Below are 15,528 nucleotides of genomic sequence, written 5' to 3' on the forward strand. Positions count from 1 at the left end.
GAGAAGGCTCCGCTTAGAGGCCGGCTTCGCCGGGGACTGGGTGGCGTTCAGGTTCGTCATCAGAGTTGGACTCTCTCGTCACAGGAAAGTGACGCGGACGATGCAGGACCTTCACGGAGCCAACAAGCTCATCCATTGGCCATGGTTCATGTAGATCGCGAGGGCACGGCGCGGGCACCACGCGCACGCGCTGCCCGGGCGGTTGAGAGGGGCGGCAGGTGGGATGAGGGCGCTCGGCGTTGGCGCCCCGGGCTTCATCCACCAGAAACAGGCGCCTGGCCAGTGCGCCCCGCCGACTTTCCGTGACGGGCATCGCGCTTGGGTTTCAGCTCGTTCCTGCCACCCGGGGCTGTTTTGCCAACGTGGTCATAAATCCACCACTTTGCAGGCTCTGTCGAGCTTGCTTGGGTATGTGACGATGGCGCATTTTTCTCGTGAGCTTCGCGTGACGACGCTCTACCCGACAAATCCCGAGAGTCCTGCTCCGCCATGAATACTTCCTTTAAGAATCAAAAGCTTGACGCCGCTCCGCGTGCTTCGCGCACCCTTGCCGCCGTCAAGAAGCCGTTGATGCTGGCGCTGGCCACGCTTGCGCTTTCCGCCGTCGCCGTGCCCGCCTTCGCGGCTACCCAGTGGTGGAGCTCCACGCCGATCGTCACGATCGGCAAGGACGCGACCGTCGACGTGCGCACCAAGGGTGCCCTGGGCGACGGCGTGCACAACGATACGGCCGCCTTCCAGGCCGCTATCGATTCGCTGCCGGCCACCGGCGGTACCGTCAAGGTGCCGGCCGGGCGCTACATGATCGACGCCGAGAAATCGATCCGCATGCGCTCGCACACGCGCCTGCTGCTCGACCCGAATGCTGCGCTCGTGGTGATCCCCAACAGCGTCGGCCGTTCGCGCCTGATCCGCGTGTGGAAAGTGACCGACGTGCGTATCGTCGGCGGGTCGATGGAAGGTGACCGCGCACAGCACATGGGCACCAGCGGCGAGTGGGGCATGGGCATCGACATCATCGCCGCCAAGAACGTCGTGGTGAAGGGCGTGCGCCTGGCGAACTTCTGGGGCGACGGCATCTACATCGGCGCCACCGGCAGCGGCAGCACGCTCAATCGTTCCGAGTACGTGACCATCGCGGGCGTGGTGTCCGACAACAACCGCCGCCAGGGCCTGTCGATCACCCCCGCGTCGCACGTGTACGTGGTCGACAGCACGTTCAGCAACACCAACGGCACGCTGCCGGAAGCGGGCATCGACATCGAGCCGATGACCCAGGGGCCGACCGACAACATCCGTCTGGAGAACAACACGCTCACCGGCAACCACGGCAACGGCATCGAGATGCACGTAAACATCTCGGACATCGCCATCGTGGGCAACAGCATGAGCGGCAACCGCGGCTTCGGTGCGCTGGGCGTGGGCTCCTCGTACATCACCTACACCGGCAACAACATGACCCAGAACGGCCTGGCCGCCATCGGCATGACCGGTACCGCGCACGACAACCTGATCACGGGCAATACGTTGCAGTACAACAGCACCCGCTACATGTTGCCGACCAGGGCCGGTGGCGGGCTGGACCGCGACCTGCAGATCGGTAGCCAGGCCTACAACGTGTCCGTGTCCGGCAACCTGTTCTCCAATCCCAAGTACAACGACTACACCCGTTAAGCTTCGACGGGTGATTTCTCCCCGGGGCAGCCTCTGGCTGCCCCATTTTTTTAAGGCTCCGCGGTATGCGGTGCCCGGCTACCGCGCGACACCCCATCGCTGAGAGATGGTCTTGTAGAAGGACGCCGGCCGCAGGAAGCGGTCTTTCAGCTTGGACGACAACCGTATTCCCAGGAAGGCGGCAAGCAGCGACGTGGCGTAGCTGTAGCCCCGTGCGTTGAATCCGTAAGCCCTGGCCCTCGCCCTCCACTTCATGCCGACCTCGTTGCGGTCGTGCGCGAAGGCGTTCCACGCGGTCACGCAACAGTACCTTCCAAGTGCGCTCCGGTTGCTTTGCCGGATGTCCTTGCGGACGCCCGGGCCGGCCCATGGTTCAAGCTGCCTGAACACCACTTCGGTGGCGTGCAGCAGGTCGTCGATCTTGGCGATGCTCACCCGGTAGGGCGAGGGATGCTGCCAATAGACGCCGTTGCCGGTACTCGATACCGAGACAGCCAGGCCTTTCAAAAACGCCCGGATCATGATTTCGCCGTCGTCGTTGGTTCGCAGCTGCTCGTCCCAGGCGCCAATGCGGCGGACGCTGCTTGTTCTCCATGCCACGCTGCATGGCGGGAAGAACACCGGCCTGACCCAATGGCAGATCCACTCATCGTTGCTCAACTTGCCGGGGATGCGTGCCACGCCCCTCGGGCGTCCCTCGCCGTCGTAGCGCCACGGTCCGATCGCTACATCTCCGTTCTCCTGTTCGAGCACGCGCACGAGTCCGCTCAGGAGGCCGTTCTCCACATAGTCGTCCGCGTCGAGGAACATGACGTACTCGGTCGCCACCTTGTCCAGGCCGACGTTCCGGGCGGCAGGCGCGCCCCTGTTTTTCTCCAGCGTCACGAGCTGAACGCCTTCGCAGGCGCGCACCACCCTGGCAGTGTCGTCGAACACGCCATCCTCGACCACGATGATGTTCCCGGGCGGGACACCCTCGGCAATGGCCGAGTCAATCGTCCGCTTGATGGTTCGTTCGGATCGATACGAAGGAATGACGATACTCAGTTCCATGAATCACCTCGGCCCGTGCAGAGCAAGTGTGGTTGGTGTGGTGGTGGTTCGACCCGGACGGGCACCGAGCACGGCATCGAGGCGTTCGGTGCCTCGGCGTCGGCGTGGCCGAGGCAAGGGAGCCGGTCGGACAGGGCACGCTGGCCAGGTCGTGAGGGCGTGTTGCGTCGGCGCATGTGACTTGGATCGTCCCGCGACAATCGGTGTCGCTTCGCTGGCAAGGTCGTCATCGCTTGTATCGCAACTTGTAGAAAAGGCCGGACTGCTCGAAGCGGGCGCGCGCCTTGGACGAAAGGCTGATGCCAAGGAAGGCGGCAAGAAACGAGGTCTTGTTGTTGTAGCCCTTGTTGCGGAAGCCATACGCCCTGGCCTTGGCCAACCACTGCATGCCGCTCTCCTTGCGGTCATGCGCAAAGGCGTGCCAGGCGGTCACACAGCAATACCTTCCCAGCGCGTTGCGGTTGCTCTCAGGGAAATCCTTTTCCGCGTGGGAGCCGACCCAGGCCTCCAGCTGCCGGAAAATGACCTCGGTGGCGTGCAGCAGGTCGTCGATCTTCGCGTTGGTGACCCGATGGGGAGAGGCATGCTGCCAGTAGACGCCCTGGCCCGAACCCGATACCGAGACCCTCAGTCCCTTGACGAACGCCCGGATCATGAGCTCGCCGTCCTGGTTTTTTTTCAGCCGCGCGTCCCAGGCACCGATGCGGCGAATGCTGCGGGCGTTCCACGCCACGCAGCATGGGGGAAAGAAATGCAGCCGCGTCCAGGAAAAGATCCATTCGGCGTTGCTCAGTTTGTGCGGCGCGCGCAGCATGCCTGGCTGCCGGCCTTCGCCGGCGTAGCGCCATGGCCCGATCGCCACGTCCGAAGCTTCCTGATCCAGCGCCTGAACCAGGCCCCGGAGCAGGCCGCCTTCCACGTAGTCGTCGGCGTCCAGGAACATGACGTACTTGGTCGCGACGTTCTCCAGGCCTACGTTCCTTGCGTTGGGTGCCCCGCGGTTCTCGCGCAGGGTGATCAGCCGGACGCCAGGGAGACTGGCCACGACGCTGGCGGTTTCGTCGAATACACCGTCTTCGACGACCACGACGTTTTCCGGCGCAACTCCCTCCGCGAGGGCCGATTCGACCGCCCGCTTGACCAGGTGGCCGGATCTGTAGGAAGGAATGACGACACTTAAATCCATACGGTCCCTATTGTCTCTGGCCGGTTGCCGGTTGCGCCGACCGCGGGGCCGGACCGCGACGCCGCTGGAGCGCGCAGCCAGGCCTGGCTGCGCCCACTCTTCGTGATCGCGCCGTGTGATCGTGCTTCAGAGAGCGACAAATCCAGGTAAAGAAAGCGGCCTCGTCGGCAGGCATGCATGCGCGGTGGTAGATGCCCTTTCATGCCCTACCGCAAGCAGGATGGTTTGCTGCCGATGCCCAGATGGAGCGCGAGCGGGCTCATCCGCCGCAGCGATCTGTGGCGGCGCAGGCCTTCGCGTGGGTTGCCACGCTTTCGTGCACTGGCACGAGTGCCACGACTCGCCTGGCTGGGGTGCGTCGAATGGCCCGGCGCTCGCGGGGAGGGGCGCGGGCGGGGCGCGCCGCGTGGGCGCTCCCGGCGCGGCGGCTCCCCGGTGGGCGGTTGCCTGCACCCGGCCGGCTATGCCTCGATCATCGTGATCGTCTCCACGGGCTTGCTCAGCACCACGTACGACGCGCTGGTAAGTGCCGCCACCGGATGTTCGACCAGCCACGAGGACAGCCATTGGTGCATCCTGCGCACGCCGGGGATGCGCCGGTAGTAGGCGTGGTGGCCAAAGAATCCGATGTACTCGTCGACGACGTAGCCCAGGCTTTGCAAGCGGGCCAACTGCCTCTGCGTCGGGCCACGGCACCAGCTGTAGTAGGCGGGAAACTTGCCCTTCTTGCCCTCCTTCTCGCGACCGGGCTCCAGCCACTGCAGCAGACGGTCGGCAAGCGGCTCGGGCATGAGCAGGTTGGCCACGAAGGGAGGCGCATACAGGGTCGGAAAATAGTGGATCGCCTTGCCGCCCGGGGCCAGCAGGCGAAAGACGTTGCGGTGCATCTGCTCGCCGTTTTTCACGTGCTCTGCCAGCATCTTGCTGAACACCAGGTCGTGGCGGCCCTCGATGCCTTCGAACGACAACTGCGTCGAACCGATGTCGCCACAGACCTTGTGATAGCCCGCCGGCGCCTTGGCCAGTTCGGTTTCGGAAATGTCCAGCACGGTGTATTCCACGGCGTGCTGCTGCAGGAAATCCAGTGGTATCGCGGGATTGGCGCCGCCTCCCAGCTCCAGCACGTGACGCGCGCCGCAGCGGATGATGAGGTCCTGCACGTATGCGGTGTAGCCGACCCAGGCGTTCCTGGACGAGCTGTAGTGGACGTGTCCCAGTGTTGCTGCCGATCGGTTCATGGCCAACTCTCCGTTGTGGTTGACGGGTTGAACGGCAAGGCAATCTTTATGGGTTACATAACCACCGGTGAAGCGAAGGTAAACCTTCGCTGACGAGGACGTGCGCGCGCAGTCGGATGCGTGTGCGCCGCTTGGGACGGGGCCGAGCGCCTCGGGATGACTGGTTTTGGGGGCGCTATACGAGCGTTTCACGGACCTCCAGCCAACGTTTACGGTCTCGACAATATCGCTCGAGCCTGCTTCGGTGCGTTCCCTTTCCCACATGACAACCACGCGCGTACGCGGTGCCCACCGCATGTTCGACATGCAGCACGTCCACCGCGACCTCCGGCGCCACAGCGTGCGCGGTGCGGCCGCGACGATGGTCAGCCAGGCAGGCATGTTCTGTGTCCAGCTCGCCGGCTTGGCGCTTCTGGCGCGCCTGCTGATGCCGGCCGACTTCGGCGTGTTCGGCAAGACGGTGGCACTCACCGGCTTCATCACCGTGCTGCGCTCGGGGGGGCTTTCGCTTGCCACCGTGCAGCGGGCGGAGGTCACCCACGCGCAGGTCAGTACCCTGTTCTGGCTCAACCTCGCGGTGGGGCTGGCGGCGGCCACGCTGCTGGCCGCGCTCGGCCCGCTGATGGCCTGGTTCTATCGCGATCCGCGCGTGCTCTGGCTTGTCGTGGCGCTGGCTGGATCGATCTTCGTCGACAGCCTGAGCATCCAGCACACCGCGTTGATGCAGCGGCAAATGCGGTTCGGCACGATCGGATCGATCAACGTCGCCGCACGCATCGTGGGATTCGTCATGGCCATTGGCAGCGCGTGGCAGGGCGCCGGCTACTGGGCGCTGGTGGTGCAGCAGTACGGCACCAGCCTGGCGATGCTCGTGCTGGTGGTATCGAGTTGCCATTGGCTGCCGGATCTGCCGCGCCGGGGCAGCGGCGTGCGGCCGATGGTGAAGATGGGTGCGCATCAGAGCCTGTCCAACGTGCTCAACTTCGCCAACCGCAACATGGACAACATCCTGATCGGCCGCTTCGTGTCGGATGTTGCGCTGGGCTTCTACAGCCAGGCCTACCGACTGCTGCTGCTGCCGGTGCAGCAGATCAATTCGCCGATTTCGTCCGTGGTGGTGCCCGCCCTCAGCCGGCTGCAGGACCAGCCCGAACGCTTCGCGCGCTTCTATTACCGCGCGATGGGGACGATGACTTTCCTGGGCATGCCGGTCATCTGCTTCCTGCTGGTGGACGCACACTCGGTGATCCGGGTGGTCCTGGGCGAGAAATGGCTGCCGGTGGTGCCGCTGTTCCAGACCCTGGGCGTGGCCGCCTTCATGGGCACCTTCAACGTCGCCGGTGGCTGGGTCTACAGCGCGTTGGGCCAGACGGCGCGTCGGCTGCGCCAGCAGGCGTTTTCGTGCCCGGTAACCATCGGGGCGTTCTTCTCCGGCCTGCCCTGGGGCGCGCTGGGTGTAGCCGCCGCCTTCAGCATCACGCGCGTCGTGCTGGTTTGGCCGGCGCTGGCCTATTGCTATCGCGGCTCGCCGATCACTACCCGCGGCACTTTCACCACCCTGATCCGCCCCGCCACGGCGGCGATCGGGGCCGGACTCGCGCTGTGGGGCATCCGCGCCGTGGCGCCCTGGCGCGACCAGCCGTTGTGGGTCGTGCTCGACGGGTTGATCTATGCCGCCATCTACATGGCGATCTGGCTGGTCGTGCCTGGCGGGCGCGCTCGCCTGCGCGAGATGAAGAGCCTCCTCCACGACCTGAAACCAAAGACGAACCAGGGGTGCGCGCAATGAACCAGCGCCTGAATGACTGGATACCGGAGCCGCTGCGCCGCGGTGGACGTAGCGTCCGCCAGTTCTACCGCCACCGGAGTGCCAAACCCTGCCCCCGGCCGGTGCTCATCGGCGGTAACCAGAAATCCGGCACGACGGCGATCGCCGCGTTGCTGGCCAAGGCAACCGGCCTGCGCTTCAGCAACGATCCGTTCTGGTCCATCGCCTGCCTCGACGCGAACGCGTCGGTGGTGGCCGACCTGTTGGCCAGGCGCCAGCACATCGGCCACATCGTGCGTCGCTACCCGGCCTATTTCAGTGCCGAGATCATCAAGGATCCGAACTTCTCCTACGTCTACCCGCAGTTGAGCGAATGCTTCCCGCGCTCGCCGCAGGTATTCATCGTGCGGGATCCACGGCAGAACATCCGCAGCATCCTCGACCGGCTGGGTATCGATGGCCAGCTCGATACGCTGGGGACCGACCAGCGCCGCGCGCTGGCCGCAGGCTGGCGCGCGTTCCTGGACGGCGAGGGTCTCGACATCGACCAAGGAAACCACGTCGAGCGGCTCGCCCAGCGGTGGAACATCGTGGTCGATCGCTTCCTCGAGCGCAGCGACGCCATCCGGCTGGTCCGCTACGAGGACTTCCTTGCGGACAAGGCCGGCTGCATCGGCGAACTGGCCGGGCACCTGGGGCTGGCCGTCCGCCACGACATCCGCGCCGAGCAGGACCGCCAGTTCCAGCCACGCGGCAACCGCGCCATCACGCCGGAAGCATTCTTCAGCGGGCGCAACCTGGCGGCGATCGAATCCATCTGTGCCGGAGGGATGGCGCGATTCGGCTATGCGCCCCGGATGTAGCAGACGTCCCGTCGACGCCCTCTCTGGAAAAATGTTCAAAGTCCGCCGTCGTGCGCCGGCTGAGCCTGCCGCCGACGCTCCGGCCCTACCGTCGGGTCAGTTAGGAAGACTGCCATGATCGTTTCGCACAAGCACAAGTTCATTTTCCTGAAGACCAACAAGACTGCCGGCACGTCGATCGAGATCGCGTTGTCCAAGTTCTGTGGTCCGGACGACATCATTACGCCGATCTCGCCCGTGGACGAAGAGACCCGGCAAAGGCTCGGATACCGGGGCCCACAGAATTTCCATGCGCCATGGAGCGATTACGGCCTGCGGGATATAGCCGCATTGCTGCTCAAGGGGCGGCGCAAATCGCGTTTTTTCAATCACATTACCGGCCGGATGGTGCGTCAATATATCGGCGAGGACGTGTGGAACAGTTATTACAAGTTCTGTTTCGAGCGCAATCCGTACGACCGGGTCATTTCGCATTATTACTGGTGCAATCGCACCGAGCCGCGGCCGCCGCTTTCGAGCTTCATCCACTCGCCACAGGCGCTTGGCCTCAAGCATCGCGGATACGAGGTCTACACCCTCGACGGCCAGGTCGCGGTCGATCGCGTCTGCCGCTATGAATCGATCGCGGAAGAACTGGAAGAGGTCAGGAAGGCCATCGGGCTGCCCGAGCCGTTGGTACTCCCTCGCGCCAAGTCCAGCCACCGCGCCGACACCCGCAGCTACCGCGAGGTGCTGGGCGAGGAGGAGCGCGACTGGGTGACCAGCATGTTCGGCGACGAGCTTCGCCTGCTCGGCTACCACTTCTGATGCGGTGTCCGGCGACCTCCCGGGTCGCCGGCCGGCCGAAGAAGTCATCCCGGGCGCGTGTCGCCGGCCGTCGTCGCGCCGGTCCGTCGACGCGCCGGGCCGTCGACGCGCCGGCATGATGCCGGTGGCGCCGCGGGCGGCCCCCCGCGGTAGTGGGAGGCGCACAATTCCCCTCCGCGGGGTTACTGCCCGGGAGCGCCGCTCAGGATGCCACTGGCTGCGCGGGACCGTCGCTGGGAGCCGCCCCCGCAGCGACCTCAGCGACCTGCCTGAGTATCCGCGCGGGGACTCCTCCGGCGATCACGCCGGCGGGCACGTCGCGGGTCACCACCGCGCCGGCGGCGATGACCGAGCCACGGCCGACAGTGACCCCCTGGGTGATGATCACCCCGGCGCCGATCCATACCTCGTCTTCGACCACGATGGGCATGGCCCAGTCTCCACGTCCCTTGCCCGGCTCGTAGACCAGACCGTGGCTGACGGTCTCGAACATTACCCGCGGCCCGACCTGCACGTTTCTGCCGAGGCTGATCGCCCCGGCGGCGGCGAAACGCACTTCGGTGTTGATGAATGTGCCGCTCCCGATGCGGATGTTGCCTGCACTGCCCAGCGGACGCAGCGTGATCGGTCCCCAAAGCCTGCACCTGCCTTCGATCCGCATGCCGGCCAGGCGATAAAGCACATAGCGGAAACGGTCGCAGACGCGCATGCGCGGCAGGTGATTGGCCAGTGCAAGGAATACCGCTTCCCTCATGCGGGTTCTCCACTTCAATGTTCGGGTGGGAGGCCGGTTGACGCGCATGCGCGAATACACGCGGGCAAACCGTTCGATGGGCCGTCATCCTAACGCGTCGGCGCCAGCACGGGCGTGAATTCATTAACGCCCGGAGTGTGCATCGACATCAGCCAGAACGGCATGAATGTTATACAGACGTTTCACGCGCGATTGCCGACCATCGGCTGCTCTCCGGTATTCCGAGGCGGTAATGCATCGATTCCCATCCCTGACCGGTTGCGAACTCCCCTGCGCCGGCATCGCATTGATCCTGGCGGCCACGTGCTGCACCTGGCCGGTGTGCGACCCGCGCGGCACGGCTCCGGCCGCCGGGCATGGCGCGGAGACGTTGCGATGAGCGCGGTCGATGCCGCGGCGACCAGGTCGCCGGCTCCCGGCCCGGTGCCGGGCGTTGCGAAGGTGGAACGCGGTGCGGTCAGAAGCGTGCTGGTCGTCGGCTGCCCGCGATCGGGCACCACCCTGATGCAGTCGATCATCGCCGCGCATCCGGAGGTCTTCTCCTCGCCGGAAACACATTTCTTCGCCGACTCGGTGGGGCAACGGTCCGAACGCATGTTCCGCATGCCCGCGCTGTCCTGGCGCGAGCGCCGCTCGCGCGTGGCACATCGTTGCCGGGTCGCGATGGACCTGACCCAGTGGCGTGCCTGCCGGCGACGGCTGATCGAGTTTCTGGCGGATTCCGATCGGCCGGACCTCATGGCCCAAGTACCGGCCCGCCCATTCATGCTCGACCCCGCCGCGCGTCTGTACGTTTCGCTGGGGGAGCGTGTCGCCCGGGACAGCGGCAGGACCGTCTGGCTGGAGAAGACCCCCGACCACCTGCATTACCTGGACACGGTCGATCGCTTCATGCCCGAGGCAAAGGTGGTCTGCGTGATCCGTTCCGGTCCGGACAACATCGCTTCGCTCTACGACGTGGCCCGGAAGTACCCGGATCGCTGGCATCCCCGCTACGGCACGCTCGACGGCTGCATCAACCGTTGGCTGTGCTCCGCGCGCGATGCCATGCGTCAGGCGGGCCGCCCGGGCCGGCTGTTCGTGTCCTACGAGAGCCTTGCCTCCGACCCGGCGAAGGTCGCCGAAGCGGTCTGCCGGTTCATCGGCCTGGACTACCGGCCCGGCATGGTGGAAGCGCGCGGCGATGTGTTCGACCAGATCGTGCGCCACCGGGAACCACACAAGAAGAACATCCAGGAAAAGATCGCTCCGCGCAACGGCACGAAGTTCCAGCAGCTGTTCACGCCCGAGCAGCGCGCGCACATACACGCGCGGCTGGGCGACTGGCCGCAGCGGCTGCAGGAACTGTGCGACCACTGAGCGCAGCGCGACCCCTATGCGCCGAGCGGTAACGGAAACCTAGCGATTCCTTTCACAAGCCAATACCTACAGTGTGGCGATCGCCGCACTGTTGGCGTAACCATCACGCAAGCAAAGGACAGAACCATGGCCCTGGTTGCACTCCCGGACAATGAAAACCAGCCGCGCCAAGGCGGCCCGGCGGGCGACATCGACCTCCACACCCTTGCCACCTCCTCGCACCTCAAGCGCCTGGAGGCCGAGGCCATCCACGTCATGCGCGAGGTGGCGGCCGAGTTCGCCAACCCGGTCATGCTCTACTCGGTCGGCAAGGACTCCTCGGTGCTGCTGCACCTGCTGCAGAAGGCGTTCTACCCGGCGCCGCCGCCGATCCCGATGATGCACGTGGACACCACCTGGAAGTTCCGCGAGATGATCGCCTTCCGCGACCGCCGCGCGAAGGAAACCGGCTGCCGGCTGATCGTGCACACCAACCAGGAAGGCGTGGCGCAGGGGGTGAACCCCTTCAGCCACGGCGCCAGCGTGCACACCGACATCATGAAGACCCAGGCGCTGAAGCAGGCGCTGGACAAGTACAAGTTCGACGCGGCCATCGGTGGCGCGCGCCGCGACGAGGAGAAATCCCGCGCCAAGGAGCGCGTGTTCTCCTTCCGCAACGCGCAGCACCGGTGGGACCCGAAGAACCAGCGGCCGGAGCTGTGGAGCCTCTACAACACGCGCATCCACAAGGGCGAGAGCGTGCGCGTGTTCCCGCTGTCCAACTGGACCGAGCTGGACATCTGGCTCTACATCTACCGCGAGAACATCGAGGTCCCCTCGCTGTACCTGGCGAAGGAGCGTCCGGTGGTGGAGCGTGACGGCCAGCTGATCATGGTCGACGACGACCGCATGCCGCTGGAGCCGGGCGAGGTGCCGCAGATGCGCAAGGTGCGCTTCCGCACGCTGGGGTGCTATCCGCTCACCGCCGCGATCGAGTCCGAGGCCGACACGCTGCCGGCGGTGATCCAGGAAATGCTCATCGCGCGCACCTCCGAACGCCAGGGCCGCATCATCGATCACGACGCCTCGGCCTCGATGGAAAAGAAGAAGCAGGAGGGCTATTTCTGATGGATCTGCAAATCACCGACAGCCAGCAGTCCAGCGCCGTCACCGCGATCGACGACTATCTGCAGCGACACGAGACCAAGAGCCTGCTGCGCTTCATAACCTGCGGCAGCGTCGACGACGGCAAGAGCACCCTGCTGGGCCGTCTGCTGTACGACACCAAGCTGCTGTTCGACGACCAGCTGGCCGCGCTCGAGGGCGACAGCCTGCGCCACGGCACGCAGAACGGCGAACTGGATTTCGCGCTGCTGGTCGATGGCCTGTCCGCCGAGCGCGAGCAGGGCATCACCATCGACGTGGCCTACCGCTTTTTCAGCACGGACAAGCGCAAGTTCATCGTCGCCGACTGCCCGGGGCACGAGCAGTACACACGCAACATGGCCACCGGCGCCTCCACCGCCGACCTCGCAGTCGTGCTGGTCGATGCGCGCAAGGGTCTGCTGACGCAGACCCGCCGCCACACCTACATCTGCAGCCTGCTCGGCATCCGCCACGTGCTGCTGGCGGTCAACAAGATGGACCTGGTGGACTACGCGCAGAGCACCTTCAAGCGCATCGAGAGCGACTACCGCCTGGTCGCCGCCCAGATGGGTATCGAGAACGTCACCGCGATCCCGCTCTCGGCGCTGCAGGGCGAGAACGTCTCCAGTCGTTCGCAGGCAATGGGGTGGTACAACGGCCCCAGTCTGCTCGAGCATCTGGAGACCGTGCAGGTCGAGCACGCCACCAGCAAGCTCGGCTTCCGCATGCCGGTGCAATGGGTTTGCCGCCCCAACCAGAACTTCCGGGGCTACGCCGGGCAGGTCGTCGCCGGCTCTATCGCTCCGGGTGACGAGATCGTCGCACTGCCAAGCGGTGTGCGCTCGCGCGTGGCGCGCCTGGTCACCGCCGACGGCGACCTGCCGCGGGCGGTGGCAGGCGACGCAGTGGCGATCCAGCTCGAGGACGAACGCGACATCAGCCGCGGCGACGTGATCGCCGCGACTTCCTCGCCGCCGCAGGTGGCCGACCAGTTCGCGGCGCACCTGCTGTGGATGGACACGGCCGCGCTGCTGCCGGGACGCCCGTACTGGATGAAGATCGGTGCGCGCCTGGTCACGGCGCAGGTCACCGAGATCAAGCACCGCGTCGACGTCAACACGCAGGAGAAGCGTCCTGCCAAGCGCCTGGAGCTCAACGAGGTGGGCTATTGCAACCTCGGTCTCGATCACGCGATCGCGTTCGAGTCCTACGCGGACTGCCGCGAGCTCGGCGCGTTCATCCTGATCGACCGCCAGACCAATGCCACGGTGGCCGCCGGTACGCTCAACTTCGCATTGCGCCGCGCGGAGAACATCCACTGGCAGCACACCGATGTCGATCGTGTCGCGCGTGCCCGCATCAAGGGGCAGATGCCGGCGTGCCTGTGGTTCACCGGACTGTCCGGTTCGGGCAAGTCGACCATTGCCAACGTGGTGGAGAAGCGCCTGCACGCGATGGGCTATCACACGTACATGCTCGATGGCGACAACGTGCGCCATGGCCTCAACCGCGATCTCGGTTTCACCGACGAGGACCGCGTGGAGAACATCCGCCGCGTCGCGGAAGTGTCGAAGCTGATGGTCGACGCTGGCCTGATCGTGATGGTGTCCTTCATCAGTCCGTTCCGCAGCGAGCGTGGTATGGCGCGAAGCCTGTTCGGGAACGGCGAGTTCCGCGAGGTGTTCGTCGACACGCCGCTTGAAGTTTGCGCCCAGCGCGATCCCAAGGGCCTTTATGCGAAGGCGCGTGCCGGGCAGATCAAGAACTTCACCGGCATCGACTCACCTTACGAGCGTCCGGAGCACCCCGAGATGCATCTGGACACCATGGGTGCGTCCGTGGACGAGCTTGCACAGCGGGTGATCGACCATCTGCTTGGCCATTGATGCACGTGTGGTCCCTTTTCCTGCGGGAAGGGGACCACGGCCGGTGCCGCTGTTCCGAAAGGGGCACCGGTGCCTCCAGAGCGGGTCGTCCACCGCAATCCGCGCCTGCGACATGACACTGCGAGGCCTGCGCCCGGGCATTCGGCGCTGAGATCGCCAACTTGCAGCCCGCCCGCGCGGAAGGCGTAGGCGCGGGGCCGCGGGTCCGTCCGGGAGCCGCCCGGGCGAAAGCACGGTCCATGCCTGCGTCCACACTCAATCTGAACGTCATGTTGACGACGAGTGTGCTCTAAGTGTTAAGGCGATGTGCTCCCGTGTCTCTTCCGGCATGCCTTCGCGGGACGCTGGTTTCCATTTTTTTTTGAGGGATAAACCATGATTTCCCGCCGACGCTTCGTGCAGTCGTCCATGACGGCGGCACTGATCCCCTTGCTTCCCAAGACTGCGTTCACGGCCACGATCGATAGCGGGGATACCCCGGCGATCCGCCAGAGCTGGGCGGAGTTCGCCCAGGGCCCGTACCTGCAGACCTTCATCGACACGATCGGCAAGATGCGTGACAACAAGGACCAGACCGATCCCGGCAGCTGGTACTACTGGATCAAGGTCCACGAGGATTTCTGTCCGCACCACAGCCCTTACTTCCTGGCCTGGCACCGCGGCCTGCTCAAGCGGTTCGAAGGGCAGCTGCGCGCGGTATCCGGCGTCAGCGACTTGCGCCTGCCGTACTGGAATTACTACGCCGACCCGTACCTCCCGGCGGAGTTCCAGGTCCAGTACTCGCCCTTGTGGCGCGGCGACCGCGTTTCCAACGACGTCAGCGGCGCGCTAAGCCTGGCGGCCTTTGCCGATGACGTCGTCAACTTCCAGCGCGGCAGCGGTCACGCCTTCGAAGCGAAGCTCGAAACCGCGCCCCACAATCCGGTGCACGACCTCATCGGCGGCGCCATGTCCAACATCACCTTCTCTCCAGCCGATCCCATTTTCTACGTGCACCACGCCAATATTGACCGGCTCTGGGCAGCCTGGGTGGCGGCCGGCAGCGGGCGCGCGATGCCACCCGAGGACGATCCGTACTGGCAGGGGGATGACCTGCAGTACGGCGCCGCCATTCGCCCGGTACCCAAGGTGTGGACCTACTCGACCACGAGCACCTATCTGGGCTACCAGTACGACGACCTGACCATGCCGACGACCCCGTCCGGCTCCACTTCGGTGGCGCGCCCGGCCAGCCAGCCCGTGCAGCTTCTGGCGCCGGCCCAGATGGGCGCCACGACCAGGCAGCTTGGCGGTACGGGCCAATTCGCGCTGGACGAGCGCTCGGTCACTTTCGATATTCCCATGCCGGCCCGGGATGCCAGCCACATTCGCAGCGTGATGATCGGCCCGGCCACCACCAGGCAAACCGGCGATTCGATCGAACTGGTACTGGAGAACGTGCGACTGACCGGCCTGGGCGAGCAGGGCGGATTCTTCTACAAGGTCTTCCTAAACCTCCCCGAGGCGGGTTCATCCGCCCGGCAGGAGCGCGATTACCTGTTGGGCACGATCGGTCCGTTCGGGCTCAGCGTCGCGGCGATGAACGCACGCATGGCCGCAGGCAAACCGATGCACGGCGCCAAGGGCGACCACGCCAAGGGGCCGACCCAGGCGACCCTTCGCTTCCCCGTTACCGAAGCGTTGCGCAGGATCTGGCCGGCAAGCCTGGACAAGTTGAGCGTGTCGCTCGTGCGCGTCGGGCGCCAAGGCCCTGCCGGCCGGGTGGTCGTGGTCGACCGGATGCGCCTGGAGACGAATGGCAGATAACCGCGCGGA

Annotated in this window: 12 protein-coding genes; 8 read left to right on the forward strand and 4 right to left on the reverse strand. The window is 65.5% G+C overall.

The window, feature by feature from the left end:
• Positions 1-570: 570 nt before the first annotated feature.
• A complete protein-coding gene (locus LQ771_RS01265; protein ID WP_231350607.1) occupies positions 571-1,674 on the forward strand; it encodes a right-handed parallel beta-helix repeat-containing protein in 1,104 nt (367 codons plus the stop codon).
• Positions 1,675-1,752: 78 nt separating this feature from the next.
• Here LQ771_RS01265 and LQ771_RS01270 read toward each other — a convergent pair whose 3' ends face one another.
• From LQ771_RS01270 to LQ771_RS01280, 3 genes are all read right to left on the reverse strand, one after another.
• Entirely contained in the window at positions 1,753-2,727 is a 975-nt protein-coding gene (locus LQ771_RS01270) for a glycosyltransferase family 2 protein (RefSeq protein ID WP_231350608.1), read from the reverse strand.
• Positions 2,728-2,953: 226 nt separating this feature from the next.
• Positions 2,954-3,913: a glycosyltransferase family 2 protein gene (locus LQ771_RS01275; protein ID WP_231350609.1), complete on the reverse strand. Its 960-nt coding sequence runs from the start codon at positions 3,911-3,913 to the stop codon at positions 2,954-2,956.
• A 461-nt stretch (positions 3,914-4,374) separates the two neighbouring features.
• Complete coding sequence (locus LQ771_RS01280; RefSeq protein ID WP_231350610.1) at positions 4,375-5,151, reverse strand: class I SAM-dependent methyltransferase; 777 nt, start codon at positions 5,149-5,151, stop codon at positions 4,375-4,377.
• A gap of 295 nt (positions 5,152-5,446) precedes the next feature.
• On the opposite strand from LQ771_RS01280, the gene LQ771_RS01285 reads away from it, so the two are divergent.
• The 3 genes from LQ771_RS01285 to LQ771_RS01295 all read left to right on the forward strand — a co-directional run bounded on the left by LQ771_RS01285 (position 5,447) and on the right by LQ771_RS01295 (position 8,589).
• A complete protein-coding gene (locus LQ771_RS01285; protein ID WP_231350611.1) occupies positions 5,447-6,940 on the forward strand; it encodes a lipopolysaccharide biosynthesis protein in 1,494 nt (497 codons plus the stop codon).
• A complete protein-coding gene (locus LQ771_RS01290; RefSeq protein ID WP_231350612.1) occupies positions 6,937-7,782 on the forward strand; it encodes a sulfotransferase family protein in 846 nt (281 codons plus the stop codon). Before LQ771_RS01285 ends, LQ771_RS01290 begins: the two co-directional genes overlap by 4 nt.
• A gap of 114 nt (positions 7,783-7,896) precedes the next feature.
• Entirely contained in the window at positions 7,897-8,589 is a 693-nt protein-coding gene (locus LQ771_RS01295) for a sulfotransferase family 2 domain-containing protein (protein WP_231350613.1), read from the forward strand.
• 202 nt (positions 8,590-8,791) lie between these two features.
• Here the strand turns inward: LQ771_RS01295 and LQ771_RS01300 are convergent, their stop codons facing one another.
• Positions 8,792-9,343: a DapH/DapD/GlmU-related protein gene (locus LQ771_RS01300; protein ID WP_231350614.1), complete on the reverse strand. Its 552-nt coding sequence runs from the start codon at positions 9,341-9,343 to the stop codon at positions 8,792-8,794.
• A gap of 375 nt (positions 9,344-9,718) precedes the next feature.
• Here LQ771_RS01300 and LQ771_RS01305 point away from each other — a divergent pair, with 375 nt between their 5' ends.
• The 4 genes from LQ771_RS01305 to LQ771_RS01320 all read left to right on the forward strand — a co-directional run bounded on the left by LQ771_RS01305 (position 9,719) and on the right by LQ771_RS01320 (position 15,519).
• On the forward strand, positions 9,719-10,702 hold the full coding sequence (locus LQ771_RS01305) for a sulfotransferase family protein (protein ID WP_231350615.1): 984 nt from the start codon (positions 9,719-9,721) through the stop codon (positions 10,700-10,702).
• Between the two features lie 126 nt (positions 10,703-10,828).
• A complete protein-coding gene (gene cysD / locus LQ771_RS01310; RefSeq protein ID WP_255674227.1) occupies positions 10,829-11,809 on the forward strand; it encodes a sulfate adenylyltransferase subunit CysD in 981 nt (326 codons plus the stop codon).
• Entirely contained in the window at positions 11,809-13,713 is a 1,905-nt protein-coding gene (gene cysN, locus LQ771_RS01315; RefSeq protein WP_231350616.1) for a sulfate adenylyltransferase subunit CysN, read from the forward strand. The genes cysD and cysN overlap by 1 nt, the downstream gene beginning before the upstream one ends.
• A gap of 375 nt (positions 13,714-14,088) precedes the next feature.
• Positions 14,089-15,519 carry a tyrosinase family protein gene (locus LQ771_RS01320; RefSeq protein ID WP_231350617.1) on the forward strand — a complete coding sequence of 477 codons (1,431 nt, stop codon included), beginning with the start codon at positions 14,089-14,091 and terminating at the stop codon, positions 15,517-15,519.
• The last annotated feature ends 9 nt before the right edge of the window (positions 15,520-15,528 follow it).

This window comes from Frateuria soli, from assembly GCF_021117385.1.
GTDB lineage: Bacteria > Pseudomonadota > Gammaproteobacteria > Xanthomonadales > Rhodanobacteraceae > Frateuria_A > Frateuria_A soli.